21 protein-coding genes and 5 pseudogenes are annotated in these 24,620 nt (G+C 71.0%); 18 read left to right on the plus strand and 8 right to left on the minus strand.

The window, feature by feature from the left end; all coding sequences use genetic code 11:
* Positions 1–399 precede the first annotated feature (399 nt).
* Together ACQEWB_RS05905 and ACQEWB_RS05910 are read left to right on the plus strand one after the other, a co-directional pair.
* Positions 400–878, plus strand: a pseudogene (locus ACQEWB_RS05905) (2-oxo acid dehydrogenase subunit E2).
* Between the two features lie 141 nt (positions 879–1,019).
* Positions 1,020–2,741: a protein kinase domain-containing protein gene (locus tag ACQEWB_RS05910; protein ID WP_432827767.1), complete on the plus strand. Its 1,722-nt coding sequence runs from the start codon at positions 1,020–1,022 to the stop codon at positions 2,739–2,741.
* A gap of 138 nt (positions 2,742–2,879) precedes the next feature.
* On the opposite strand, the gene ACQEWB_RS05915 is transcribed toward ACQEWB_RS05910, so the two are convergent.
* The 3 genes from ACQEWB_RS05915 to ACQEWB_RS05925 all read right to left on the minus strand — a co-directional run bounded on the left by ACQEWB_RS05915 (position 2,880) and on the right by ACQEWB_RS05925 (position 5,355).
* The gene (locus ACQEWB_RS05915; RefSeq protein ID WP_432827769.1) at positions 2,880–3,773 is read right to left on the minus strand and encodes a hypothetical protein; all 894 of its coding nucleotides are present in this window, start codon (positions 3,771–3,773) and stop codon (positions 2,880–2,882) included.
* A gap of 64 nt (positions 3,774–3,837) precedes the next feature.
* Positions 3,838–4,596 carry a hypothetical protein gene (locus tag ACQEWB_RS05920; protein ID WP_432827771.1) on the minus strand — a complete coding sequence of 253 codons (759 nt, stop codon included), beginning with the start codon at positions 4,594–4,596 and terminating at the stop codon, positions 3,838–3,840.
* A 132-nt stretch (positions 4,597–4,728) separates the two neighbouring features.
* Positions 4,729–5,355, minus strand: a complete 627-nt coding sequence (locus ACQEWB_RS05925) for a TetR/AcrR family transcriptional regulator (RefSeq protein WP_432827773.1) — start codon at positions 5,353–5,355, stop codon at positions 4,729–4,731.
* 173 nt (positions 5,356–5,528) lie between these two features.
* On the opposite strand from ACQEWB_RS05925, the gene ACQEWB_RS05930 reads away from it, so the two are divergent.
* The gene (locus tag ACQEWB_RS05930; RefSeq protein ID WP_432827775.1) at positions 5,529–7,106 is read left to right on the plus strand and encodes an MDR family MFS transporter; all 1,578 of its coding nucleotides are present in this window, start codon (positions 5,529–5,531) and stop codon (positions 7,104–7,106) included.
* A 127-nt stretch (positions 7,107–7,233) separates the two neighbouring features.
* Here ACQEWB_RS05930 and paaK read toward each other — a convergent pair whose 3' ends face one another.
* Positions 7,234–8,580 (minus strand): phenylacetate--CoA ligase PaaK, encoded by a 1,347-nt coding sequence (gene paaK, locus ACQEWB_RS05935; protein ID WP_432827777.1) that lies wholly within the window; start codon positions 8,578–8,580, stop codon positions 7,234–7,236.
* Positions 8,577–9,020 (minus strand): hydroxyphenylacetyl-CoA thioesterase PaaI, encoded by a 444-nt coding sequence (gene paaI / locus ACQEWB_RS05940; protein ID WP_432827778.1) that lies wholly within the window; start codon positions 9,018–9,020, stop codon positions 8,577–8,579. The genes paaK and paaI overlap by 4 nt, the downstream gene beginning before the upstream one ends.
* Before the next feature lie 96 nt (positions 9,021–9,116).
* Here paaI and ACQEWB_RS05945 point away from each other — a divergent pair, with 96 nt between their 5' ends.
* The 11 genes and pseudogenes from ACQEWB_RS05945 to mftG all read left to right on the plus strand — a co-directional run bounded on the left by ACQEWB_RS05945 (position 9,117) and on the right by mftG (position 19,348).
* The gene (locus tag ACQEWB_RS05945) at positions 9,117–9,428 is read left to right on the plus strand and encodes a hypothetical protein (RefSeq protein WP_432827780.1); all 312 of its coding nucleotides are present in this window, start codon (positions 9,117–9,119) and stop codon (positions 9,426–9,428) included.
* On the plus strand, positions 9,421–10,647 hold the full coding sequence (locus ACQEWB_RS05950; protein WP_432827781.1) for a thiolase family protein: 1,227 nt from the start codon (positions 9,421–9,423) through the stop codon (positions 10,645–10,647). Before ACQEWB_RS05945 ends, ACQEWB_RS05950 begins: the two co-directional genes overlap by 8 nt.
* A gap of 51 nt (positions 10,648–10,698) precedes the next feature.
* Positions 10,699–11,458, plus strand: a pseudogene (locus ACQEWB_RS05955) (3-hydroxyacyl-CoA dehydrogenase family protein); the annotation flags it as partial.
* Between the two features lie 92 nt (positions 11,459–11,550).
* Positions 11,551–12,537: a 1,2-phenylacetyl-CoA epoxidase subunit PaaA gene (paaA, locus tag ACQEWB_RS05960; RefSeq protein WP_432827782.1), complete on the plus strand. Its 987-nt coding sequence runs from the start codon at positions 11,551–11,553 to the stop codon at positions 12,535–12,537.
* Positions 12,534–12,827 (plus strand): 1,2-phenylacetyl-CoA epoxidase subunit PaaB, encoded by a 294-nt coding sequence (gene paaB, locus ACQEWB_RS05965; protein WP_432827784.1) that lies wholly within the window; start codon positions 12,534–12,536, stop codon positions 12,825–12,827. The genes paaA and paaB overlap by 4 nt, the downstream gene beginning before the upstream one ends.
* Positions 12,828–12,835: 8 nt before the next feature.
* A complete protein-coding gene (gene paaC, locus ACQEWB_RS05970) occupies positions 12,836–13,696 on the plus strand; it encodes a 1,2-phenylacetyl-CoA epoxidase subunit PaaC (RefSeq protein ID WP_432827786.1) in 861 nt (286 codons plus the stop codon).
* On the plus strand, positions 13,690–14,205 hold the full coding sequence (gene paaD / locus ACQEWB_RS05975) for a 1,2-phenylacetyl-CoA epoxidase subunit PaaD (RefSeq protein ID WP_432827788.1): 516 nt from the start codon (positions 13,690–13,692) through the stop codon (positions 14,203–14,205). The genes paaC and paaD overlap by 7 nt, the downstream gene beginning before the upstream one ends.
* Positions 14,205–15,308, plus strand: a complete 1,104-nt coding sequence (gene paaE, locus ACQEWB_RS05980) for a 1,2-phenylacetyl-CoA epoxidase subunit PaaE (RefSeq protein WP_432827790.1) — start codon at positions 14,205–14,207, stop codon at positions 15,306–15,308. The genes paaD and paaE overlap by 1 nt, the downstream gene beginning before the upstream one ends.
* A gap of 843 nt (positions 15,309–16,151) precedes the next feature.
* The gene (locus ACQEWB_RS05985; protein ID WP_432827792.1) at positions 16,152–17,090 is read left to right on the plus strand and encodes an SDR family NAD(P)-dependent oxidoreductase; all 939 of its coding nucleotides are present in this window, start codon (positions 16,152–16,154) and stop codon (positions 17,088–17,090) included.
* Positions 17,087–17,668, plus strand: a complete 582-nt coding sequence (mftR, locus tag ACQEWB_RS05990) for a mycofactocin system transcriptional regulator (protein WP_432827794.1) — start codon at positions 17,087–17,089, stop codon at positions 17,666–17,668. The genes ACQEWB_RS05985 and mftR overlap by 4 nt, the downstream gene beginning before the upstream one ends.
* Before the next feature lie 129 nt (positions 17,669–17,797).
* Complete coding sequence (gene mftG / locus ACQEWB_RS05995; protein WP_432827796.1) at positions 17,798–19,348, plus strand: mycofactocin dehydrogenase MftG; 1,551 nt, start codon at positions 17,798–17,800, stop codon at positions 19,346–19,348.
* A 437-nt stretch (positions 19,349–19,785) separates the two neighbouring features.
* Here mftG and ACQEWB_RS06000 read toward each other — a convergent pair.
* A pseudogene (locus ACQEWB_RS06000) lies at positions 19,786–20,064 on the minus strand (helix-turn-helix domain-containing protein); the annotation flags it as partial.
* Here ACQEWB_RS06000 and ACQEWB_RS06005 point away from each other — a divergent pair.
* Positions 20,033–20,248 (plus strand): annotated as a pseudogene (locus tag ACQEWB_RS06005) (SDR family NAD(P)-dependent oxidoreductase); the annotation flags it as partial. The pseudogenes ACQEWB_RS06000 and ACQEWB_RS06005 sit on opposite strands and share 32 nt — an antisense overlap.
* The gene (locus ACQEWB_RS06010; protein ID WP_432827798.1) at positions 20,218–20,595 is read left to right on the plus strand and encodes an SDR family NAD(P)-dependent oxidoreductase; all 378 of its coding nucleotides are present in this window, start codon (positions 20,218–20,220) and stop codon (positions 20,593–20,595) included. The pseudogene ACQEWB_RS06005 and the gene ACQEWB_RS06010, both read left to right, overlap by 31 nt.
* Positions 20,596–20,979: 384 nt before the next feature.
* Here ACQEWB_RS06010 and ACQEWB_RS06015 read toward each other — a convergent pair.
* Positions 20,980–21,534: pseudogene (locus ACQEWB_RS06015) on the minus strand (MMPL family transporter); the annotation flags it as partial.
* 178 nt (positions 21,535–21,712) lie between these two features.
* A complete protein-coding gene (locus ACQEWB_RS06020; protein WP_432827800.1) occupies positions 21,713–22,360 on the minus strand; it encodes a cysteine hydrolase family protein in 648 nt (215 codons plus the stop codon).
* A gap of 347 nt (positions 22,361–22,707) precedes the next feature.
* Here ACQEWB_RS06020 and ACQEWB_RS06025 point away from each other — a divergent pair, with 347 nt between their 5' ends.
* Complete coding sequence (locus ACQEWB_RS06025; RefSeq protein ID WP_432827802.1) at positions 22,708–23,505, plus strand: SDR family NAD(P)-dependent oxidoreductase; 798 nt, start codon at positions 22,708–22,710, stop codon at positions 23,503–23,505.
* 13 nt (positions 23,506–23,518) lie between these two features.
* Positions 23,519–24,595, plus strand: a complete 1,077-nt coding sequence (locus ACQEWB_RS06030) for a zinc-binding dehydrogenase (RefSeq protein ID WP_432827804.1) — start codon at positions 23,519–23,521, stop codon at positions 24,593–24,595.
* Positions 24,596–24,620 lie beyond the last annotated feature (25 nt).

The following is a 24,620-nucleotide window of genomic DNA, read 5'->3' on the forward strand; positions in this document are numbered from 1 at the left end:
GCCGGAGCTACAGCGGGTCGGGTGCACCGCATCATTCCTTGTCGCACATGATGCCTACGCAGCTCCCGACGGTGGAAGTGAAGCCGTCCACGGTGCCGTCCGCGTACGTGGTAGGGGTCCGCGACGTCACCCTTACAGCGATGAACCGGTCGTCGTGGAAACCCTTGGCGAGGCCGGCGCCCGAACCGGTACCACGCCGTCGCCGCCCGACGTTTCGGGTCTACGGCGACCAGCACGCCGTCGGCCGCCCCGGCGCCGCAGGCCGAGCCGCACGCCCCGCGCGTCATCTCCCCCCCCCTCGTACGACGGCTGGCCCGGGACCACGGGCTCGACCTCGCCGACCGGCCCCGCCGGTGTGGGCCGCGAACGCGCCGGCGCCCACTGCGGACCACGGGTCGGATGGCCCCGTCCGCATCCCCTGCGAGGTGTCCGCAAGGCCGTCGCCGACAAGCTGACGCGAAGCCGCACCGCGATCCCGGCCGCCGCGTAGGGCTGTTGGCCCTGCTCGCCCGCGTCTGCGTGGCCGGACTGCGCCGCCGTCCCGAGCTCGACGCGAGCGTCGACACCGAGCGGAGCGAGATCGTGCGGTACGACGAGGTGCACCTGAGCCTCGCCGCCCAGACCGACCGCGGGCTCGTCGTCCCCGTCGTCCGCGACGCACACCGGCTGACGACGGTCCAACTTGCCGCGGAAATCGCCCGGCTGACCGCATCGTCGACAAACCCTGGGTGGTCGACGGAGCCCTCACCGTCCGCAAGGTCACCCAGCTCTCGCTGAGCTTCGACCACCGGGGCTGCGACGGCGGAACGGCGGGCGGCTTCCTGCGGTTCGTGGCCGACCGTGTGGAACGCCCGGCGCTTCTGTCGGCCGACGTCTGATGCGTGCACGGCCCGGGGGCGCCGGGCGAGGACCTTGCCTGATTACGTGGTTCCACTGATGTGCCCGCCCCGATCGCTCCGTACCCTTCGGCGAGCCGGGCGAGTCACCCGGCCGGTAGATCATCGAGGTACAGAACACATATGAACGGCGCACGGCGGATCATCGACGGGCGATTCGAGCTGCTGGAACGGCTCGGGTCCGGGGGCATGGGCACGGTGTGGCGGGCGCGCGACACCGTCCTGGAACGCGATGTCGCTCTCAAGGAGGTCCGTTTCGCCGAACCCGGTACGACCGGAGCAGAGCCCGGCACCAGGCGTGCGCAGCACGAGCGCGTGCTGCGTGAGGGCCGCGCGCTCGCCCGGCTGCGGCACTCCAACGTGGTGACGATCCATCACGTCGTCGATCAGGACCCGTATCCCTGGCTGGTGATGGAGTTCGTGCCGGGGCTGTCCCTTCAGGACCGGCTCGACAAGGGCCCCCTGGACCCCCGGGAGGCGGCCCGCATCGGCCGCGACATGCTGGCCGCACTGCGCGCCGCCCACGCCGCCGGTGTCCACCACCGCGACATCAAGCCGGCGAACATCCTGCTGGGGGAGGGCCCCGAGCACCCGACGGCAGTCCTCACCGACTTCGGCATCGCGAGCCTCCCCGGGTCCAGCCGGCTGACCAACACCGGTGAAATGATCGGCTCGCCCGAGTTCATGGCCCCGGAGCGGATCCGCGGGGCCGCCGACTCCCCGGCGTCCGACCTCTGGTCACTCGGCATGACCCTCTACGTCAGTGTGGAGGGGACCAGTCCGATGCGGCGTGGCACGAACCTCGCCACGCTCGCCGCCGTGCTCGGAGATCCGGTGCCCACGCCGGTGCACGCGGGCGCCCTGGCCCCGGTCCTGGCACGGTTGCTCGTGGCGGATCCCCAGGACCGGCCGGACGTCGCCGAGTTGGATGCCCTGCTCACCGCGGTGGTCGAGGAACCCTCGCGACCGGCCGCACCGACCGTGCGGGCACCCGGCCCACCCGCGGCGACGACCCTGGTGCAGGACGCGCGCGCCGACAGCGGGCCCGACGGCCTGCCGCCCACCGCCCGGCTGGTGGCGTCGGCGTCCCGTCGTGGTCCCCGGCGCGCGGCCCTGGTCGTGGGAGCCGCCGTGGTCGCCGTGATGCTGATCGCCGCGGCTTCGTACCTGGCCCTCTCGTCGGACGAGAACGGCAGTGCCCGGGCGGCGGACGGCGGCGGAGCCGGCGCGACGGTCAACGCGACGGCCGTCGTGCCGGGGGCGAGCGGAAGTCCCGGGAAGAGTTCTGCCGCGAACCCCGGCGCGAAGAACGGCGTCGGAACCGCCGGGAGCGCGGGCGGGGCCTCCGGCGCCACCGACGCCCCCAGCTCCTCCGACGCTTCCGGGGCCGCCGGGGCCGAGGAAGTCGCCGCGTCGTCGAACGCCCCCGGCTCCCCCGCCTCGACCCCGACGGCGACCTCGACCGGCGCCGTTACAGTCGTGTCGTCCTTCGCTCTGCGAGGCAAGCAGTCCGGCAAATGCCTGACGGCGAACCTCTACAGCGCGGCGATCAGAACATGCACGGGCGGTTCCGCGCAGACCTGGTCGCTCGACTCGAACGGCGCGCTGAAGGGAACACACGGGTATCTGACCGCGACGGCGGGGAGCCGCGTGGTCAAGAGCGCCGCCGCATACACCGGCGACGGGTTGCAACACTGGACGCTGGTGTCGAGCGGCCAGATCCGCAACGACGGGACCGGCGGCTGCCTGAACGTCATCGGACAGGAGACCGCCGACGGCACCCAGGTGGCCTTGTACGCCTGCACGGCCAAGGCCAATCAGATCTGGGTCCAGGTCGCGCGGTAGCGCCCCGGCCGGAGCGGGTGATCGGTCGGTATCCGAACCCCGGCACGGGTCTGTACAACATCTCCGTGCAGAACCTCAGGTCCGCGACCGACGTCGTCCGCCGGCGCCCGCACGGCCCGCGGTTTCCGGTGCAGCACATCAGGGGCGGTGCAGGGTGATGACCGAGGGGGTGCCCGGATCCCCTTTGACGACGAACAGCTGTGGCCGGTCGGCCGTGCCGGTCGCCTGCCAGTCGCGGAGGGCACCGCAGCTCGGGATCGTGAGCACGATCCGGTCACGCGGCCGCTGCGGCACGAACGTCCACGTCCCGGTGCCCTCGCACGTTTCCCACTGCGTGGCGTGCTCGTCGACCAGCGGCAGGTTCTGCCCTTCGGCCTCGCCGTTCTCGCCCAGCCGCAGCCAGTACGCGCCACCGGCGCCGTACCAGTCCCCGACGTACCGGCTCCGGTCGAGCCGGGGCGGCTGGTACGCGTGCCAGCCGGTCCACTCCAGGAGGAACCCACCGACCGCGGTGAACAGCAGCGCTGCTCCGGTGAGAGCGCCGATCCTGGCCGCCATCGCGCCCCACCCGAGCGACCGGCGATGCGCATACCAGGCCGCCGTCACCGGAAGCAGCCCGGTGCCCGCGATCCAGGCCACCGTCCACCCGACCGGGACGTCCCACACGGAGACGGCCCACGCCATGTGGGCCGCGGTGACCGCGGCGACCCCGAGCACCGCCCGCAGCGCCGCCCATGGCGGGGCCGCCAGGAGCCGGCCCAGCGCCATGGCGGGCAGGGTGAACAACACCCAGTGCAGGTACCCGGCGAGGACCACGAGGAGGAGCAACCGTGGGACCACGGCGAGAGGGACACCGAAGAGGCCGGTGCCGTGGTCGTCGCGCATGCCGGCGGTGGCCAGAAAGACCGCTCCCGCGACGACGAACTGCGCCACGAAGGCCAGCTCCGCCCCGGTCGCCAGGTGCGACCACCTCCCGCCGGACGCGGGAGCGGCCGACTGCGGCTCCAGCTGCGGCCCGTACGTTTCCGCCATCCCCACTGCCCCCGTCACCGTTCATTGGACATGATCGATTCCTCTGTGCCCGGCGCCACGGCGTTCAGGACCGAGCGGGCGCGCCCCCGGCGTCGGTGTCGTCGGCCCCGGCGCGGGCGGCCGTGCTCTGCCCGCGCCCGAGCCGTCTGCGCATGACGAGCAGGGCGGCCGTGGCGCCGGTGGCCACCGGGACGAGCGGCCAGAACCGGGGATGGTCGGCGCCGACGGCGGCGGGGACCAGGGCCAGCGGGACGATCGTGAAGGCTCCGACGATGATGCCGAACAGGATCTCGAGGCCGAAGTCGGCCGGGTCGGGCACATCGGCGCCGCCCCGGCGCGCCGTCCGGATGCGTACCGCCACCGCCAGGGCGATCAGGTAACCCATGACCAGGGGGTAGCACACGATGAGGAGGTTGCCGCCGAGGCCGCTGTGCCACCCTCGCCACACGTAGTACCCGTCCAGCTTGATGACGTGCCCGTGCCACAGGCCGACCTCGACATGGTCACCCACGTCGAGCCCGGCGCCGCCCGCCACGGACCGCAGCTCGCCGTTCACCCGCAGTTCGAGCGTGACCTCGTGCCAGTAGACCCAGTCCGCGGTGCGGTCCTGGCCTGTGCCGCCGTGCGTCCTTCCGTGTTCTTCCGTCCGGTTCTCGACGACGGCGTCCGCCGGTTCCAGGTTTCCCGAGGCACGGGCGTTGGCGATGGCCGTCTCCTCGTACGTCCGCCAGGCGAACAGCATGATCAGCACCACCATGACCAGCCGGAACACCACCAGGGCGATACGGGCTCGTCCCGACCGTCCCTCCCCCGCGTCCGACATGCCCGCCCCCTGCGTATCCCGTGCCTTCTCCGCAACGGAGATCATCGCCCCGCAGGCAGGCGGTATCGGCGCCGCGGCCCCAAGTCCCGTGGTGGTCTACGTGGTTTCACGTAGCTCGGGGGCCGTACCCGCTCACGAGTCCTTGTCGAGCGCGGGGTCGAGGAGGTAGCAGAGGGCGTCCGCGAGCAGTTCGAGCGGATCGTCGGTCTCCATCGGAATGCCCGCCACCAGCCACGCCGTGAGGAACGACTCCGTCTGAAGCACCACCATCGTGGCCCGCTGAGTGGCCTGCGCCGGGGGTACGTCCTGCCAGCGCCCCGGAGTCCCGAGCAGTAGGGACACGTAGCGTTCCCGCGCTCCGGTGTACCGGTCCCGCGCATCGGCGGGAACGCGCCGCACCAGGGAGGACGACGATCTGACCACGCGGAGCACGGGTGTCATCTCGCGCCAGTACTCCGTGGCCCTGTCCAGCCAGCCGCGGACCTCGGCGCGGGTCCAGCGAGGGATCGCGGCCAGTTCGGCGAAGGCCTCGCCCATGAGGCTGTACATGCGCTCGGCGAGCGCGTGCACGATCTCGACCTTTCCCGGGAAGTGTGCGTAGACGGTCACCCGGGTGACGCCGGCCGCCTTGGCGATGTCCTCCATCGTCGCGTCGACGATGGTCTTCTCGAACAGCACCTCGATCGCGGCGTCGAGCAGTCGATCGCGGGTCAGGTTCTTCTGCTCTTCACGCAGGCTCGCGCGGGGTTCAGACGTCATCGACCCAATATCCCTCACCCCGTCGACGCGAGCCGCCACCGGTACCGCCTCCGCTCCGGGGTGATCCACGAGACAGACTATACGTCTCGTACGTTCGCCTTACACTCTGTAAACTCAACGCGGCGGCCGACCTCGGCGGCACCCTCCCCTGCCACGCACCACCTGGAGTCCGTGTGACGAGCACCACCGCAGTGAACGAGCCCGTATCCACGGATGCGGGGGCCGCCGCCGCCCATCGCCAGGTCCTCAAGGCGCTGAGCGGACTACTGCTCGCACTCTTCGTCTCGACGCTCGCCAGCACGGTGGTCTCGACGGCACTGCCGCGGATCATCGGCGACCTACACGGCTCACAGACGCAGTACACCTGGGTCGTCACCGCGACCCTGCTCAGCGCGACCGCCACCGTCCCGATCTGGGGCAAGCTGGCCGACCTGTTCAGCAAGAAGACCCTGGTGCAGGCCGCGATCAGCGTCTTCGTCCTCGGCTCGGTGGCCTCGGGCATCTCCCAGAACGCAGGGGAGCTCATCGCCGCGCGGACCCTTCAGGGCATAGGCGTGGGCGGCGTGCAGTCGCTCGTCCAGATCGCGATCGGGGCGATGATCTCACCGCGGGAGCGCGGCCGTTACGCCGGTTACCTCAGCAGCGTGACGGCCGTGTCCACGATCGGCGGTCCGCTGGCGGGCGGCCTCATCGTCGACACCTCGTGGCTGGGCTGGCGCTGGTGCTTCTTCATCGGCGTCCCGATCGCCGCCGTCGCCCTGGTCCTGCTCCAGCGCACCCTACGGCTGCCCGTCATCCGCCGCGCCGAGGTGAAGATCGACTATCTGGGCTCGGCCCTGATCGCCTCCGGTGTCAGCGTGCTGCTCATCTGGGTGTCGTTCGTGGACAGTTCGTTCGCCTGGGCGTCCTGGCAGACCGCGGCGATGGTGACCGGGTCGTTGGTCCTGCTCGGCTTCGCCCTGTGGGTGGAGACGCGGGCAGCCGAGCCGATCGTGCCGCTGGACATCGTCAGGCAGCGCACCACGGCCCTGGCGATCATGGGCAGCCTCGCTGTCGGCACGGCGCTGTACGGCGGCTCCGTGTTCCTCAGCCAGTACTTCCAGAACAGCCGCGGCTACACCCCCACCCACGCGGGTCTGCTCACGATTCCGATGATGGCCGGCATCCTGGTCTCCTCCACCGTCGGCGGCCGGCTGATCAGCAGGACCGGAAAGCTCAAGCCGTTCCTGGTCACCGGCTGCGCCCTGCTCACCGTCGGGTTCGCCGGGCTCGGGCTCACCGACCGGGACAGTTCGCTGGTCTTCATGAGCGTGGCGATGCTGCTGGTCGGCATGGGCGTCGGCATGACCACGCAGAACCTGGTCCTGGTCGTACAGAACTCGGTTCCGCTGAAGGACATCGGCGCGGCCAGCTCCACGATCGCCTTCTTCCGTTCCCTGGGCGGCACGATCGGCGTGGCCGTGCTCGGCGCGATCCTGGCCCGCCAGGTCAGCCACCAGATGAGCCAGGGCCTCGCCGACGCGGGCCTTCCCGCCGCCGGCGCCACGACCGGCAGCGGCTCCCCGGCCGTCCAGGAAATAGTCAGCGGCGCCTACGGCGACGCGACCGGACACGTCTTCCTCATCTCGGCCGGCGTCGCGATCGTCGCCGTCATCGCGACGGCCCTCCTGAAGCCGGTCACCCTGCGCACCAGCATCGACACCACCTCCGAGACCGCCCGGTCGGCGACCACCACACCGAACGAGAGTTGAAGCGGCCCCTGTCAGGACCGTCTCGGCGCGATGGCCGAGTCCCACGTCGCCGGCACGATCATGCGGTTGCATCGAGTAGGGGCAAGAGCTGGGTGACGTCCTTGCAGTCTCCGTCGGCCGGCGGCGATCACGCTTCCCGCAGGTCCTTGACCCGGCGGAGCTTGCCGAGTGAGCGTTCCAGGGTCTCGGGATCGACGATCGCCACTTCCACGCTGACGCCGACCCCGTCCTTGACACCCTGGGCGATCGCCCGGCCGGCCGCCTCGCGCTGTTCGGGGCCGGTGCCGGGGCGGGCCTCGACGCGGACGGTCATGTGGTCCATGCGTCCGCGGCGGGTGAGCTGGACCTGGAAGTGCGGTGCGACACCGGGGGTACGCAGCACGATCTCCTCGATCTGGCTGGGGAAGACGTTCACCCCGCGCAGGATGATCATGTCGTCGCAGCGGCCGGTGATCTTCTCGATCCGGCGGAAGGCGGGCCGGGCGGTGCCGGGCAGCAGCCGGGTCAGGTCGCGGGTGCGGTAGCGGATGATCGGCAGCGCTTCCTTGGTGAGGGAGGTGAAGACCAGTTCGCCGTCCTCGCCGTCGGGCAGCGTGTCTCCCGTGATGGGGTCGACGACCTCGGGGTAGAAGTGGTCCTCCCACACGTGCAGGCCGTCCTTGGTCTCCACGCACTCCTGCGCGACGCCCGGGCCGATCACCTCCGACAGGCCGTATATGTCGACGGCGTGGATGTCGAGACGCTCCTCGATCTCACGGCGCATCGCCTCGGTCCACGGCTCGGCGCCGAAGATGCCGACCTTCAGGGAGCTGCTGCGCGGGTCGATGCCCTGGCGCTCGAACTCGTCGAGGAGGGTGAGCATGTAGGACGGCGTGACCATGATGATCTCGGGCCTGAAGTCGTGGATGATCTGCACCTGGCGCGCGGTCATGCCGCCGGAGGCGGGGATCACCGTGCAGCCCGCGCGCTCGGCGCCGTAGTGCGCGCCCAGGCCGCCGGTGAACAGTCCGTAGCCGTAAGAGACATGGACCTTGTGGCCGGGGCGGCCACCGGCGGCCCGGATGGAACGGGCGACCACGTCGGCCCACATCGACAGGTCGTTCTCGGTGTAACCGACCACGGTCGGGCGGCCGGTGGTGCCGCTGGAGGCGTGGACGCGGCGGACCTGGTCCATGGGTACGGCGAACATGCCGAAGGGGTAGGTGTCCCGCAGGTCCGCCTTCGTGGTGAAGGGGAACCGGGCCAGGTCCTCCAGGGCGTGGCAGTCGTCGGGCTTGACCCCTGCCTCGTCGAACTTCGTCCGGTACAGCTCCACGTTGTCGTAGGCGTGTCGCAACGTCGCCCGCAGCCGGTCGAGTTGGAGCTCCGCCAGCTGCTCCCGGGTCATCCGCTCGCCGTCGTCCCACAGGTCGTCGGGCAGGGGCTCTCCCAGGTGCCCTCCAGAAGCCGCCCCGACCGCCGGTCCACCGTTCATCGCGACTCCTTCGTCTCCGTGCTTCGTACCGTGCGACTGCGGCCGCGGAACTCGGCGATCACCTCGTCGCCACGCAGGACGCCCACGTCGTAGATGCCGCTGCGGCCGAACCGGGTGCGCTCGCTCGCCGTCGCGACCGGGACGTCGCCCTCGTACGCCGGAGCGACGAAGTCGACGGCGGCACCGGCCGCGACGGTCGTGGGGCCGTGGCTGTTGCACGCGCAGGCGAACGCCGTGTCGGCGAGCAGGAACAGATACCCCCCGTGCGCGATCCGGTGCCCGTTGACCATCGCCGGGGTGACGGTCATACGCAGGGTGGCGGTCCCCTCGCCGCTCTCCAGGAACTCGATGCCGAGACTCCGGGACGCCGCTTCCGCGGCGAACATCCGCTCTGTCGCGCCACTCGTCGGAGCGGGCCCCGTATCCGTGGCCTGCGTCACGATTTCCACCACCTTGTGAGCCGACCGAACATTCGGTTAGCGTGCAGCACGGCCTAGTAATCCAGCATCACCACTGCCTGTCAAGAGGTGGAACGCATGCCCCAGAACGTCCCGGAGCGCCCCGACTTCTTCGCCCGTCACCCTGAGTTGCTCGACCGGGCGGCGGCCGCCACGGCCGCCCGCGAGCACTGGACGCCGTACCCGGAATCACCGAGCAAGTCGGTGTACGGCGAGGACTGGGCGCACCTCGGGGAGGCCGCGTTCCGGGCCCGGCTCGACCACCCCTTCGAGCTCCCGGGGCATCCCGGCGACGGCACCGTGGCGCCCGCCGAGACCTCGCCGTACGGCTTCCCGCTCGGCGTCACCTACCCCCGTGTCACGCCCGACGAGGAGGGTTCCCATGTCTGACGGGGTCTTCCTGATCGACGGGGCGCGCACCCCGCAGGGCCGTTACGGCGGTGTCCTGGCCTCCGTACGCCCCGACGAACTGGCCGCCCTGGTGGTCGGCGAGGCTGTCCGGCGCGCGGGGATACCGGGCGAGGCGGTGGACGAGGTGATCCTCGGGGCCGCGAACCAGGCCGGCGAGGACAACCGGGACGTGGCGCGGATGGCCGTACTGCTGGCGGGACTTCCGCACACCGTGCCGGGCTACACCGTCAACCGGCTGTGCGCCTCGGGGCTCACCGCCGTCGCCTCGGCCGCTCAGGCGATCCGGGCCGGGGAGGCCGACCTGGTCGTCGCGGGTGGTGTGGAGTCCATGACCCGCGCGCCCTGGGTCATGGAGAAGCCCGGCACACCGTGGGCCAAGCCGGGCCGGACGTACGACACCTCGCTGGGCTGGCGCTTCACCAACCCGCGCTTCGCCGCCGCCGACCGGGCCGTGCCCCCCGACGCCGGGCCCGAGGAGGTGAAGGTGACCCTCTCCATGGGCGAGACGGCCGAGGAGGTGGCCGCGCTCGACGGGATCGGGCGGGCCGAGTCCGACGCGTTCGCGCTGCGCAGCCACCAGCGGGCGGTCGCCGCTCAGGAAGCGGGGCACTTCGACCGCGAGATCGTGCCGGTCGCGGTGAAGGGTGGCGAGGTCGTCACGAGGGACGAAGGGCCCCGTCCGTCCACCACGCTCGAAAAGCTCGGCTCGCTGCGGACGATCTTCCGTGCGAACGGCGTCGTGACCGCGGGCTCCGCGTCACCCCTGTCCGACGGGGCTTCGGCGCTGGTGGTGGCGAGCGCGGCGGCCGTCGAACGGTACGGGCTGACGCCCCGGGCCCGGATCGTCGCGTCCGCGTCGGCCGGTGTGCAGCCGAACGTGATGGGCCTCGGCCCGGTCCCCGCCACGCAACGGGCGCTCGCCCGTACGGGCTGGGCGATCGACGACGTCGAAGCGGTGGAGCTCAACGAGGCGTTCGCCGTGCAGGCCTTGGCCGTGATCCGCCGCCTCAAGCTCGACGAGGAACGGGTCAACGCCTCCGGCGGCGCCATCGCGCTCGGTCATCCGCTGGGCTGCTCGGGCGCCCGCATCCTGCTGACCCTGCTGGGCCGGCTGGAGCGCGAGGACGCCCGCCGGGGCCTGGCCACCCTCTGCGTGGGCGTCGGCCAGGGCGTCGCGATGCTCGTGGAGCAGGTGTGACCACGGCCTACGAGACACTCCTGGTCGAGGAACGCGCGGACCGGGTCGTGGTCCTTCGCCGCCGCCGGCTCGTCCGTGACGATCGTGGAGAGCGGTGCGGTAACGGCGAAGGCCGCCCTCGACCGGGTCGCCAGCGGGCTGGAGCGGGCCGCCGAGCGAGGCAGGCCGGCCGAGCCCGCGGCGCAGGTGCTCGCGCGGGTCCGTACCGTTGGCTCGGTCGAGGAGCCGCCGGCCGCGGCCGACCTCGTCGTCGAGGCGGTCCCCGAGGACGCGGTGCTGAAGGCCGGGCTGCTCGCCGCGGCCGAGTCGGCGGTGAGCGATAGGACGGTCCTCGCCACCAACACCAGCTCGCTCTCCGTCACCGAACTGGCCTGCGCCCTCACCCGGCCCGGCCGCTTCCTGGGCATGCACTTCTTCAATCCGGTGCCGACCTCCGAGCCGGTCGAACTCGTCGTCGCTCCGGAGACCGGGGCCGAGGTCGTCAGTACGGCCCTCGCCTGGACGCACGCCCTCGGCAAGAAGGACGTCGTCGTCAAGGACTCCCCCGGCTTCGCCGACAGCCGGCTCGGGCCGGCGCTCGGCCTGGAGGCGATCCGCATGGTCGAGGAGCGCGTCCGCCGAGCCGGTGGCCATCGACTACGCGATGAGCCTGGGGTACAAGCACCCGATGGGCCCACTCCGCCTGGCCATCGCCGAGTACCTGCACACCACCCTCGGCGACCGCTTCGCCCCGCCCCGGCTGATGCGTGAGAAGGCCGCCCGCGGCGAGCTGGGCCGGAAGACGGGGCAGGGGTTCTACGTGTGGCGGTGAGCGCGGAGCCGAAACACGACGGGTCTTGCCCGGACCGCAAGAACACGCCACACTGGTTACCGAACGAATGGTCGGTTGGGAAGTTGGTAGCGATGCCCACAACGCACTCCCCCACGGCAGCCGCGGACGACACCGAGGCGCGGCTCCAGGAGCACTTCGACGCGACGATCGCGAAGGACCAGCGGATCGAGCCGCGTGACTGGATGCCGGACGCCTACCGCAAGACCCTGATCCGGCAGATCGCGCAGCACGCGCACTCGGAGATCATCGGCATGCAGCCGGAGGGCGACTGGATCACCCGGGCCCCGTCCCTGCGCCGCAAGGCGATCCTCTTCGCGAAGGTCCAGGACGAGGCCGGCCACGGCCTCTATCTGTACTCGGCGGCGGAGACCCTCGGCGCGGACCGCGCGGACCTCACCACGCGCCTGATCGAGGGCCGCCAGAAGTACTCGTCGATCTTCAACTACCCCACCCTCAGCTACGCGGACGTCGGCGTGATCGGCTGGTTCGTGGACGGGGCCGCGATCTGCAACCAGGTGCCGCTGTGCCGCAGCTCCTACGGACCGTACGCGCGGGCCATGGTGCGGGTCTGCAAGGAGGAGTCGTTCCACCAGCGGCAGGGCTACGAGCTGCTGATGACGATGATGCGGGGCACCGAGGCCCAGCGGGAGATGGTGCAGGACGCGGTGGACCGCTGGTGGTGGCCGTCGCTGATGATGTTCGGCCCGCCCGACGAGAACTCCCCCAACTCCGCGCAGTCGATGGCCTGGAAGATCAAGCGGCACAGCAACGACGAGCTGCGCCAGCGCTTCGTGGACATGACCGTCCCGCAGGCCGCCGGGCTCGGCGTGACCCTGCCCGACCCCGAGCTGCGCTGGAACGACGAGCGCGGCAGGCACGACTTCGGCACCCCCGACTGGTCGGAGCTGCAACGGGTGATCAGCGGCGACGGCCCGTGCAACGCCGAACGGGTCTCCCGCCGCAGGACCGCCCACGAGGAGGGCGCCTGGGTCCGCGAGGCGGCCACCGCCCACGCCGCCAAGGCGGCCGCCCGGATCGAGAACGAGGTGACGGCATGAGTGCCGAGCAGCAGGGATGGCCGCTGTACGAGGTGTTCGTGCGCGGCAAGCGCGGCCTCAACCACGTGCACGTCGGCTCGCTGCACGCCGCCGACGACCGGATGGCCCTCACCCACGCCCGCGACCTGTACACCCGGCGCAACGAGGGCGTCTCCATCTGGGTGGTGCGCTCGGAGCACATAGCCGCGACGACGCGCGACGAGAAGGACCCGTTCTTCGAGCCCAGCGCCGACAAGGTCTACCGCCATCCGACCTTCTACGACATCCCCGACGACGTCCCCCACATCTAGGAGCGGGCATGAGTGACGACCACGTCTACCTGTCCCTGGCCGAGGGGCACGAGGACGGCGGCGACGCCCGCTGGGCGTTCGGCACCGGCTTCGAGGATCCGCTGTACGGCGTCGACACCGCCGTGCCCGAGGGCATCGACACCGCCGAATTCGCCGCGGCCTGCGTGGCGCTCGGCGACGACGCCCTGGTGTCCGCCCAGCGTCTCGCCGAGTGGTGCACGCGCGCCCCGGAGCTGGAGGAGGAGGTGGCACTCGCCAACATCGGGCTCGATCTGCTCGGCCAGGCCCGGCTGCTGTACTCGCGGGCCGGGCAGGTCGACGGCAGCGGGCGCGGCGAGGACGCGTACGCCTACTTCCGGGACCCGGAAGAGTTCCGCAACGTACGGCTGGCCGAACTCCCGTGCGGGGACTTCGCGTTCAGCGTGGTACGGCTGCTGGTGCTGTCGGCCTGGCGCCTCGCCGTGTTCCAGGAGCTCTCCGTCAGGGTCCAGGACCCGGTCCTGTCCGCCGTCGCGGCCAAGGGCGTCAAGGAACTGGCATACCACCGCCAGTACGCCGCGGAGTGGACCGTGCGCCTGGGCGACGGCACCGACGAGTCGCGCCGCCGGATGCGGGCGGCTCTTGAGCAGGTCGCGCCCTACCTGGACGAACTACTCGTGTCCGCGCCGGGATTCGGCATCGACGCGGCAAGCGTACGGAACGAGGTGACGGCGGTGCTCGACCAGGTTCTGGACGCGGCCCTGCTCGCCCTGCCCGCCGTGGAGCCGCTCCCCGGCGCCGGCCGGGACGGCGACCGAACCGAACATCTCGCGCCTCTGCTGGCCGAGTTGCAGAGCGTGGCCCGAGCCCTGCCGGACGCGACATGGTGACCGTGGCCCTGACGGCCGAGGACGCCCGCCTCGTTGCCGAGCAGGTGGCCGATCCCGAGATGCCGATGCTCACACTGGCCGACCTCGGGGTCCTGCGGGACGTCCGTGTCGACGCGGACGGCACGGTCATCGCGAGCCTGACGCCGACCTATTCGGGCTGCCCGGCGATGGCGGAGATGCGCGCCGAGGTGGCCGCGCGGTTGCGGGACGCCGGATGGGCGCGGGTGGAGATCCGTACCGTCCTCGATCCCCCGTGGTCCAGCGACTGGATCACGCCGGCCGGCCGCCGCAAGCTCGCCGAGCACGGCATCGCGCCGCCCGGCCCCGCCCCTCGGCACCCGTCCGGGCCGGTGCCGCTGGTCCTGTCGCCCGTGCGGCGCGCAGTGACCTGCCCGCGCTGCGGGTCGGGCGACACCGAGGAGACCTCGCGGTTCGCCGCCACGTCCTGCAAGGCCCTGTGGCGCTGCCGCGCCTGCCTGGAGCCGTTCGAACACGTCAAGGAGATCTGATGGCCCCGAGCACCGTCCGGGAGACAGCACCGCGCGTCCGGCGCCGCCCCGCGTTCCACGCGCTGCGGATCGCCGGTGTCCAGCCGCTGTGCGAGGACGCGGCCGCCGTCAGCTTCGACGTCCCCGAGGAACTGGCCGAGGAGTTCGCCTTCTCCCCCGGCCAGTCACTGACGCTGCGCCGGCAGATCGACGGCCGCGACGAGCGGCGCTCGTACTCGATCTGCTCCCCCGTAGGCGCTCCGCTGCGGATCGGGGTACGTGTCGTACCCGGCGGGCTGTTCTCGTCGTGGCTGGTCAACGAAGTACGCCCCGGGGACACGGTCGAGGTGATGGCTCCGACGGGCGCCTTCACTCCCGACCTGGCCGAGCCGGGGCATCACGTCCTGATCGCCGCGGGCAGTGGCATCACCCCGATGCTGTCCATCGCCGAGTCCGTCCTGGCCGCCGACCCACGCTCCCGGGTCACCCTTTTCTACGGCAACCGGCGCACCGGCACGGTGATGTTCGCCGACGAACTCGCCGACCTGAAGGACCTGTACCCCACCCGCTTCGAGCTCGGCCACGTCCTCTCCCGTGAACCGAGGGAAGCGGATCTGCTCTCCGGGCGTCTCGACACCGAGCGGCTCGCCGCGCTCGTGGACGGACTCGTCGACGTGGCCGGGGCGGACCACTGGTGGCTGTGCGGGCCGCACGGCATGGTCCGCGACGCGCAGGAACTGCTCGCCCGGCTCGGAGTCCCCGAGGACCGCGTCCACCAGGAACTCTTCTACGCCGACGACGCTCCCGTGCAGCCGGTTCGCCACGAGGAGGCCGCCGCCGAAGGGCCGGTCAGCCAAGTCACCCTCGTCCTCGACGGCCGCTCCACCACTTCGTCCCTCCCGCGTGACATGACCCTCCTCGACGGGGCCCAACTCACCCGCCCCGACCTGCCGTTCGCCTGCAAGGGAGGCGTCTGCGGAACCTGCCGCGCCCTGGTGTGCGACGGCAAGGCGGACATGCGGCGCAACTTCGCCCTGGAACCCGCCGAGGTGGAGGCGGGCTACGTCCTCACCTGCCAGTCGTTCGCCGTCTCCGACACCTTGACCGTGGACTACGACAGCTGAGGCCGGCGCCGGTGACTCGAGGTGCGGCCGGTGGCTTGTCGGCCGGCGCGCTTCTGCGGTTGGCCAGGAACAGCATTTCCGCGTCGAACCCGACACCGCGTGCCGGCGGAGTACTGACGGCGGACTTCCACGCCGGCCGGCGCGCCGCCGGCACCACGGCGGCCAAGTCACCGGACGCCGAACCCGACTCTGCCTGACCGCGGGCTCCCTGCCCGTGTGTCTGAGCAGCGCAGGCGTATACCTCGGGGATCGGGACGGACCACCGTGGGTGATGCCCTGATGCCGGCTGCGGAAGCATCGAAGACCTGAGGCACGACCGAGCGGGAGTCGAAGTGGCGGTGGGACGTGCCGAGCCCGAGACCTGAGCGGCCGGGATCAGGGCCGCACGGTCCTTCGAAGCCATCGGAGCCAGCGACGCCTGGCACGGGGATGCCGATGTCTGTACTGGATTCGGCAGTGGCGCAGATGGGCGGCATCGGCGGTCTGGTGCACGAGCACCTTCCCGGCAGTGATCGGCTCCGCCTCGTGGCGGCCTGCGGGCTCCCGCCCGAGACCGTCGGCGCGTGGTCGGAACTGCAGGGTGGAACAGGACGTGCCGTCGGCCCGCGCGGTGCGCGAGCGCGTCCCGAACGAGGTCCCCGACACGGTGGCGGTGCCCCTGATGGGCTTCGACGGACCGATCGGCGCGCTGTCCCTGTTCACCCGGGCGCCGGTGGCTCCGGACACCGAACGGCACTCACTGCTCCTCAGGCCGGCGGCCTGGTTCGCCGGCTGTCCCGAAGACCCCAGGGAGATGCCGGTGACGCCGACGGCGGGCAGCACGCGGTCACTTGGACCGCCCTCATGGGCAGGACGACCGCGGCGCTGGCCGAGGCCGTCACGTCCGCGGACATCGTGCGCACCGTGGCCGACCACCTGCAACCCGCCTTCGGCGCCGACGGGCTGAGCATCGAGGCGCTGGAGAGCGGCCCAGAAGGTCGCCCTCGTGACCGGTGCCGCCCGCGGGCAGGGCCGCAGCACGCAGTCCGGCTCGTCAGTGAGGGCGCCGACATCGTCGCGCTCGACATCTGCGCGCAGATCGGCACCGCCTCGTACACCATGCCGACCGAGGAGGACTTGGAGGAGATCGCGCGGCTGGTCCGGGAGCACGGTCGGCGCGTGGTGACATGCGTCGCCGATGTACGGGAGCGCCGCGAGCTGTCGGCGGCGGTCGACGCGGGTGTCCGTGAACTCGGACGGCTCGATGTCGTGGTCGCCAACACGGGCATCACGACGCTGGGGCCCGATGTGCTGGTGAAGGGCTGGTTCGACACCGTCGCCGTCAACCTGGTCGGTGTGGTCAACACCGTCGAGGCGGCCCACCTCCACCTCGGCCCCGGCTCGTCGATCGTATGCATCGGCTCGATGGCCGCGCTGCTGGACGGCTTCGTGGACCAAGCTGGTCCGGGCGGCGCCGGGTACGCCCACGCGAAGCGCCACGTCGCGAGGTTGGTGCACGATCTCGCCCTTCAGCCGGCACCGGCGTCGATCCGGGTCAACGCGATCCACCCGGGGAACGTGGACTCGACGATGATCCACCACGACGCGCTGTACAGGTTGTTCCGGCCGGATCTGGACAACCCGGCCTGGGAGGATGTCGCGCTACGTGACCGGCCAGCAGTTGAAGGTCGACGCCGGCGCGCTGTTGCCCAGCGGCGATACCGCGCCACGGGCCCGAGGCCGGGGCCGCCTGCGTCGGGCGGCCCCGACCGACCGGCCGTGTCGTGCTGTGTACGGTTGTGAAGCCTGCCAGGACCGGTCGCCCGCGTGCCACGTCGAGGCCCGAGCTGGAACGGGTCGCCTTCGAACTCTTCGACGAGCGGGGCTTCGACGCGGTCACGGTCGAGGAGATCGCCGCCGCGGCGGGCGTGGGACGGCGTACCTTCTTCCGCTACTACGACTCGAAGAACGCCCTCGTGTGGGGAGACTTCGAGGGGCAGCTCGCGCATCTGCGTGAACTGCTCGACCAGATCCCCGAGTCCGTCTCCACGATGGAGGCGCTGCGCATCGCCATCGCCGAGTTCAACCGCTACGACGAACACACGCTGCCGTGGCACCGCCGACGCGTGGCGCTGATCCTCGACGTGCCCGCGCTCCAAGCCGATTCCACGCTGCGCTACAACGCGTGGAGGGCCATCGTCACCGAGTTCGCCGCCAAGCGCGCCGGTCTGCCGATCACCGCTCGGCAGCCCGTGCTGACCGGCCATGTGGCGCTGGCGATCTCCATCGCGTGCTACGAACTGTGGCTGGAGGAGGGCGGCGCGGCGGACTTGACGGAGCTGCTGGACGAGGGCTTCCGCCGGGTGGCCGAAGGCCTCTGAACCCACAACACCGCCGTCAAGGGCCGTCGGCTGACAAGGGTGTGTTCGACCTGCGCGGAAAGTATTGGCATCTAGTGCCAAAAAGTTAGTCTCTGGGGCATGGAATCGTGCCGGATCGGCAGGCGGCTTGTGTCAGCACCCGATGTCATCGTGGTCGGTGGCGGAGCGGCCGGGGCAGTGCTGGCCGCTCGGCTGAGCGAGGATCCCGACCGCCGCGTGCTACTGCTCGAGGCCGGCCCGGCCCCGCGCGACGCGGCCGGGTTCGGCGCGGACCTGCTCGACGCCCGGCTCGTGCCCGGGGCGCGGCCGCGGCAGCCGACGAGCGCCGAATGGCCGGTCCGCCTCACTCCGGAGCGGCCGTGGACGGTGCCCCGCGGGCGGGTGCTCGGCGGATCGACGACGGTGAACGGCGGCTACTTCATCCGGGCCCGGCGGGAGGACTTCAGCCGTTGGGCGGACGCGGGCAATCCCGCGTGGACGTACGAGCGCGTCCTGCCCTTCCTACGGGATCTCGAACGCGACCTGGACTTCGGGTCGAGCGATCTGCACGGGGGCGCCGGACCGGTGCCCGTCCGCCGCAAAGCCCTGGACCACCCCGCGGCCGTCGCGTTCGCCGACGCGGCGAGGAGCCTCGACCACCTGGACGACCCCGACAAGAACGACCAGGCACAGCCCGGTTTCGGGCCCGTGCCCTCCAACGTCGTCGGCGGCGTTCGCCAGAACACCGCGTTGACCTACCTCGGCGCCGAGGTCCGGGCTCGCCCGAATCTCAGGGTGCTGGGCGACTGCGCCGTCCGGCGCGTCCTGTTCGAGCGCGGGCGGACGACCGGCGTGCTCGTCGAACACGGCGACCGGCTTCTGACACTCGACGCGGGGAGCGTCGTCGTCAGCGCGGGCGCGCTGGGCACAGCGCACCTGCTGCTGCTCTCGGGCATCGGACCGCGCGCGGATCTGGAGCGGGTGGGCATCCCCGTGATCCGGCATGCCGCAGGTCTGGGTACGCGGTTCAGCGACCATCCCCAGGTCGTGCTGGAGTGCGGCGGCCGGGCCGACTGGGGCGAGCCTCGGGAATCCTGGCTCGGCGGCTGCCTGCACCTTCGCGCAAGCGACGCGCGATCCGGGCCGGGCGAGCTCGAAATCCTCCAGTCCCTCGTTCCCCTGGCCGCACTCACGTCGGGCACGACGACCTCGGACGGTGCCGCGCTGCCGTTCCTGACCTCGTCGCTGGCACCGCGTCCGACCGGTCGACTGCGGCTGCGGACCGCCGATCCGCTCACCACTCCCGACATCGACTACGGCTACCTGGAATCTGCCGAGGACTGTCGACTCCTGCGAGAAGTCGTACGCGCCGCCGCCGCGCTGCTGGAGGCGCCCGCGTTCACCGACCGGGGCCCAGGCCCACGTGCTCCCGGCTGCGCGGTCCTGGAACGCGACGACGAGTTGGACCGATGGATCGGCGAGAACCTGGGAACCGCCCAGCACACCTGCGGCACGGCGCCGATGGGACCGGAGGACGACCCCGAAGCCGTCGTCGACCAGTACGGCCGCGTACACGGCGTCAGGGGCCTACGAGTCGCCGACACCTCGATCCTGCCCGACGCGCCCCAGCGCGGCCCGGCCGCCACCGCCGTTCTCATCGGAGAGATCATCGCCGACGCGATCCGGCGCGACCTGCCTTGAACCGGAGCGGACACGCCTCGGACGGAAGTCGAGTGACGCGAGAATTCATGCGGCTGCAATTCGCCAGCGGGATTCACGCCGAAAGGGGCATGATGCCGACAGGCGGGGCCCGGCCTATTCAGCGGCCCGGAGTGATCAGCTGCTGCACGGCCTGGCGGTAGAGTCGCACGAGACGGCTTCGGCCGTCGTCCGTCGACGATTCGTGTTCCTTCCTCAAGGCGTGCGCAGAGCCCCTCCACCATGAGTCTCGACATCGCCTCCTGAAGCTCCTGCCGAAGGGCGTCTTGGTCCGCCGCACGCAGGAGCACCGTGAACGTCCGCCGCATCTCCGCGTGTCCGGGAGCCAGGAGGTATGCGACGAGCCGCTCGCCCAGCGTTTCGAGCGGAGCGTCGAGCCTCGGTGTGAAGTAGACGTCGAATCCGATGACTCTGGCGAACAACTCCGTCTTCGAATGGAAATGCCGCATGACGATCGACGGATCGACGCCGGCGGCCGACGCGATGTCGCGGATCGACGCACCCGAGAAACCACGTTCATGGAAAAGGCGTGCGCCTGTTCCGCAATGGCGCGCTGCACGGGAGTCACCGACGCGAGAGCGATATGGGAAACGACCGATGAAACCTCTGACACATATGCAGTCAACAGTGTTGATAGCGGCACCGTGATGCGAAAGGAACGAACACATGAGTGGACGTCTTGACGGCCGTGTAGCCATTGTCACCGGCGCCGCCGGCGGTATCGGAGGAGGCGCCGCGCGTCGATTCGCCGACGAGGGTGCGCTGCTCGTAGCCACCGACATCCACGGCCCCGCGGTCGAGGCGGTGGCCCAGGAGATCCGCGACAAGGGCGGCCGCGCGATCGCGGTGCAGTGCGACATCGCCGTGCCGGAGCAGATCGGTGCGGTAACACGGCGTCCGGTGCGGCGGTCAACCCCCGGCCCGGATTCGCGTCCTACGCGATGGCCAAGGGAGCCGTCATGGCCCTCACCCGAGTCGCCTCGCAGGAGTGGGGCCCGTACGGCATCACCACCAACACGTTCCTTCCGGTCGGCCGAAGTGACGCTTTCAACCTCTCCGAACAGGGACATGCGGCGGCCGCGATGATCGAGTCGCACAGCCCCGTCCGCCGCTTCGGCACGCCCTACGAGGACATCGCACCGCTGCTGGTCTTCCTCGCCAGCGAGGAGGCCAGCTACATCAACAGCCAGGCGATCGGCGCGGACGGCGGAATCACCTTCCTCGCCTGACCGACCCGCCCCGGCGGGACGCTTCAAGGGCCACCAGACCGGACCGAGGACGGCGTGCAGGCGTCGGGATCGGTGCCTCCTCGTCGCCTGCACCGTCGCCGCCTACCGCCTCTGGTACGAGGACAACCTCCGGTTCGACCTTCCCGATCCCGCGGCACACCTCGACACGATCCTCGCCAGGGCCTTCACGGTGTCCTCCCCGGCGGGCGACCACCCTGGGAAGGTTGATCCACTCCGGGAATCCGGCGGCCCGTGACGTGTGCGTGGTGTCCGCGGTCGTGAAGGCGTGCCGCGTGCCTCGGAGAAGGTTCGGCGAAGGTGACGCACTAGTTCGGTTGTATGCGACGGATTCCATGACGGCGGCCAGCGGGCGTCCACTTCCCTCAACGCCGTGATTCCATCGCCTAGTTGAGCGGCAGATCTCGGCTGCTCCGCCGACGCGTCGCCGCCGACCTCCACGGTCAGGCCGGCGTCCCGGGCGCCGTCGATGGCGCGCTCAAGGTGGCTCTTGCCGCCGTCACTGAGATCGTCGGCCTTCGCCTTGAACGAGAGGGTCGCGTACGCGGTCCTCCCGTCCTTGCTGATCGCCTCCGCCTGGAAGGGGTCGACCGCGGAGGCGACCTGCGTGCCGTCGGCGGCCTCGTCGACGACCCTCTCGATCGCGGCCCGATTGCCGGCCGCGGTGACCTTCTCACCGCTCGGGGCGATGAACACGATCCGGGCGCTCGCCCCGTCGGCCGCGGAGCCCGGGAAGCGCTCCTCCAGCAGGTCGAACGCCTTCTGGGACTCGATGCCGGGCATCGTGAAGCCCTCGTCGGCGGGGGTGGGGGCCTTGGACGCGGCGAATCCGACGGCCCCCAGCACCGCGACCCACACGAGAGCGACGAACCATAGCCAGCGGAAGGCCGTACGGCCTAGGCCATAGAGGACAGTTGCCATGACGAGGAAGCCTGCACAACGGCGGTTCGGAAAACGGCAGCAGGAAGAAGAGCCGCCTCCGTGAGGGGAATCCGCCCTGTTCAGGAGGGGTGGAGGGGCGTCCGTCTTCGCACCACACGATTCCGTGGACCGCTCGTTGCCACGAGGGAGTGCCGACCCGGGCCGAGGGTGTAGCCCGCTACACCGCAGGAGGGGGTGCCTGCTCCGGTGCCTCGGTGAGGGCGGCGGCGACCTCGGCCGCCGAGGTGACGGTCGCCAGCAGCGGCAGGATGTGGGTGAGTTGGAAGTCGTGGATCTCCCTGGAGCTGCCGGCCACGCAGTCCGCGGGGACGACGGCCGAAAGGCCGCGGTTGGCGGCCTCGAGGCAGGCGCCCGGAACGCCGACGTTGGTCGACACCCCGGTGACGACCACCGTGCGGACCTCGCGCTGGCGCAGCACGGACTCGAGTTCGGTGCCGTGGAACGGTGACAGGCCGTGCACTCGCCGCAGAACGAAGTCCTCGTCGTGCGGGGTGAGACCCGGATGGATCTCGGCGTCCGGCCGGCCTTCGACACAGGCGGCTCGCTTGGCGAGCGCGGCGAGCAGGAGGCAGGGCGTCGCGGTACCGGCGCCGTCCGGTCGCAGCACGATGGTGGAGTGCACGACGAGGCCGCCCGCGGCGCGGAACGCCTCGGCCAGCGACGCGATCCGGGTGACCACGCCCCGCGTTCTCACCTCGTCCACAAGACCGGCGTTGTGGCTGAAGTCCTGGTTGATCATGGCGTTCTGGCACTCGTTGATGATCAGCGCGGCGCGTTCGCCGCGATCGAGACCACGAACTCCCACAGGGTTCCTCCGGTGTCCGACGGCCGGTGATCCGATGGCCGAAGAGTTGAATACAGGGTAATCAATTTCGCACCAACCGTCTTCCATACGGTAATCCCTGCTACTCTCGACCGAGCGAGCTAAATGAATGCACTCTATTTCGCGTCATGCGAGGAGTACGTGTGCGTTTCACCGCCGAGCACCCCGTCGGGCAGCGCGACTGCGACCTCGATCCCTTGGCCGCCCTCGCCTTCTGCGCGGCGACGACCCGGGTGCGGCTGTTGGCCTACGTGTCCTGACGGCGTACGGCAGAGGCGCGATCACTCCCCTCGTCTCCTGAACCACGACACAGGAACACGGAGCAGCGAATGGATCTGGGTCTGCAGGACAAGGTCGTCCTCGTCTGTGGCGCGTCGGGTGATGTCGGCGCGGCGACCGCGGCGTTGCTCGGGGAGGAGGGCGCGGCGCTCGCGTTGGCTTCCCGGTCCCCGGCACAGCTCGACCAGCTCGTCGCCAAGCTGCGCGATCGCGGTGTGCGGGCCGCCGGTTTCGTCGCGGATCTCGCCGAGTCCGGGCAGGTCGCCGGGCTGGTCGAGGAGGTCGAGTCGGGTTTCGGCCCGATCCACGGGCTGGTGAACACCGTGGGGCCCAACATCGACCGGCCGCAGCTGTACGAGGACGACGAGGTCTGGCGTTTCCACTTCGAGAACGTGCTGATGCCCGCGGTCCGGCTGGGGCGCGAGGTGCTGCCCCGGATGAAGGCCCGGGGTGCGGGTTCGGTGGTCAATCTGGTCGCCACCTCGGCCCGCTACTACTACACGCGCCTGGCGTCCTATGCGGCGATGAAGGCGGCGGTCGCGCACGTCTCGAAGGCCTTCGCCAAGGACGTCGCGAACAGCGGGGTGCGGGTCAACACCGTGCATCCCGGCTGGATCTACAAGGAGAGCACCCGGCGGGCGGTGCACGAACAGGCCGTCGCCGAGGGCGTGCGCGACCAGGAGGTGGTGGAGCGGTGGCTCGAGGTGAAGGCCGACGGGCAGTTCTACACCCGGCGGTTCGGCGAGCCCGAGGAGTACGCCAAGGCCATCGCCTTTCTCCTGTCGGACGCGTCGAGTTACGTCAACGGCTCCTGGTTCGCCGTCGACGGCGGCCACGCGGCCGGCTGACCGGGAGCCTGTGATGCGAGTCGGATACGCGGATGCCGTGGACGCGTTCAAGGTCGGCGATCTTGCCGCCCTGCCGCCCGGCCCGCACGACGTGGTCGTCGAGATCGGCGCGAGCGGTATCTGCCACAGCGACCACAGCGTGCTCGCCGGTCAGATGCCCTTCGCTCTGCCGCTGGTGCTCGGCCACGAGCTGGCCGGCACCGTCGTCGAGGCCGGCCCCGAGGTGACCCGGGTCCGGGTGGGTGAGAGGGTCATCGGCGCGACGAAACCGTCCTGCGGGCACTGCTGGTGGTGCCTGCGCAGCTACCCCTACCTCTGCACCGAGGGCGTACGGCTGTGGAACACCCCGCGGTACGCGCTCGACGGCGACCGTGCCGCCCCGCTGTTCTGCGGTCTCGGTTCGTTCGCCGAGGCCAGCACGCTGCACGAGCTGTCCGTCGTCCCGGTCCGCACCGACCTGCCCTTCGAACAGCTCGCGATCATGGGATGCGCGGTGGCGACCGGCGCCGGTGCCGTCTTCAACACCGCGCAGGTGCGGCCCGGCGACGAGGTCGCGGTGCTCGGGCTGGGTGGGGTGGGTCTGGCCGTCGTCCAGGCCGCCGCACTGGCGGGCGCCGCCCGGATCATCGCCATCGACCCCGTACCGGCCAAACGCCTCCTCGCCCTCGAACTCGGCGCCACCGACGCGCTCGACTCAGCCCCGGGCGAGGAACTGGTCGAGCGCGTCCAGGAGTTGACCGGCGGGCGCGGGGCGGACGTCAGCTTCGAGGCGGTGGGCCGCATCGACACCATCACCAGCGCCTACCGGATGGCCCGCCGGGCCGGCACGGTCGTGACGGTCGGCGCACCCGACAGCACCTCGAAGCTCGACCTCGGCGGCTGGGAAGTGGTCAGCAGCGGCAAGCGGCTGACCGGGTCGATCGCCGGCGAGATCCACGCGGACCGCGACCTGCCGGCCCTCGTCCGGCTGGCCGAGACCGGCCGGCTCGACGTCGGCCGGCTCATCACCCACCGGATCGGCCTCACGGCCCACGACATCCTCCAGTCGTTCGACAACCACGCGGGCGTACGCACCGTGATCACCCCCTGACCAGCCGATCAGCCGCACCCAGTGG

It is taken from the genome of Streptomyces sp. CA-249302 (assembly GCF_050936785.1).
In the GTDB taxonomy this organism is placed as follows: Bacteria; Actinomycetota; Actinomycetes; order Streptomycetales; family Streptomycetaceae; genus Streptomyces.

Coding starts and splice junctions, on each gene's coding strand:
- ACQEWB_RS05920 (WP_432827771.1), bottom strand. CDS start 4,596: ATGTCGGACGCGGGGGAGGGACGGTCGGGACGAGCCCGTATCGCCCTG.
- ACQEWB_RS06030 (WP_432827804.1), top strand. CDS start 23,519: ATGCGAGTCGGATACGCGGATGCCGTGGACGCGTTCAAGGTCGGCGAT.
- ACQEWB_RS05950 (WP_432827781.1), top strand. CDS start 9,421: ATGTCTGACGGGGTCTTCCTGATCGACGGGGCGCGCACCCCGCAGGGC.
- ACQEWB_RS05945 (WP_432827780.1), top strand. CDS start 9,117: ATGCCCCAGAACGTCCCGGAGCGCCCCGACTTCTTCGCCCGTCACCCT.
- ACQEWB_RS06025 (WP_432827802.1), top strand. CDS start 22,708: ATGGATCTGGGTCTGCAGGACAAGGTCGTCCTCGTCTGTGGCGCGTCG.
- paaD (WP_432827788.1), top strand. CDS start 13,690: ATGGTGACCGTGGCCCTGACGGCCGAGGACGCCCGCCTCGTTGCCGAG.
- ACQEWB_RS05910 (WP_432827767.1), top strand. CDS start 1,020: ATGAACGGCGCACGGCGGATCATCGACGGGCGATTCGAGCTGCTGGAA.
- paaB (WP_432827784.1), top strand. CDS start 12,534: ATGAGTGCCGAGCAGCAGGGATGGCCGCTGTACGAGGTGTTCGTGCGC.
- paaK (WP_432827777.1), bottom strand. CDS start 8,580: ATGAACGGTGGACCGGCGGTCGGGGCGGCTTCTGGAGGGCACCTGGGA.
- ACQEWB_RS05925 (WP_432827773.1), bottom strand. CDS start 5,355: ATGACGTCTGAACCCCGCGCGAGCCTGCGTGAAGAGCAGAAGAACCTG.
- paaA (WP_432827782.1), top strand. CDS start 11,551: ATGCCCACAACGCACTCCCCCACGGCAGCCGCGGACGACACCGAGGCG.
- ACQEWB_RS05985 (WP_432827792.1), top strand. CDS start 16,152: ATGGGCAGGACGACCGCGGCGCTGGCCGAGGCCGTCACGTCCGCGGAC.
- paaE (WP_432827790.1), top strand. CDS start 14,205: ATGGCCCCGAGCACCGTCCGGGAGACAGCACCGCGCGTCCGGCGCCGC.
- paaC (WP_432827786.1), top strand. CDS start 12,836: ATGAGTGACGACCACGTCTACCTGTCCCTGGCCGAGGGGCACGAGGAC.
- ACQEWB_RS05915 (WP_432827769.1), bottom strand. CDS start 3,773: ATGGCGGAAACGTACGGGCCGCAGCTGGAGCCGCAGTCGGCCGCTCCC.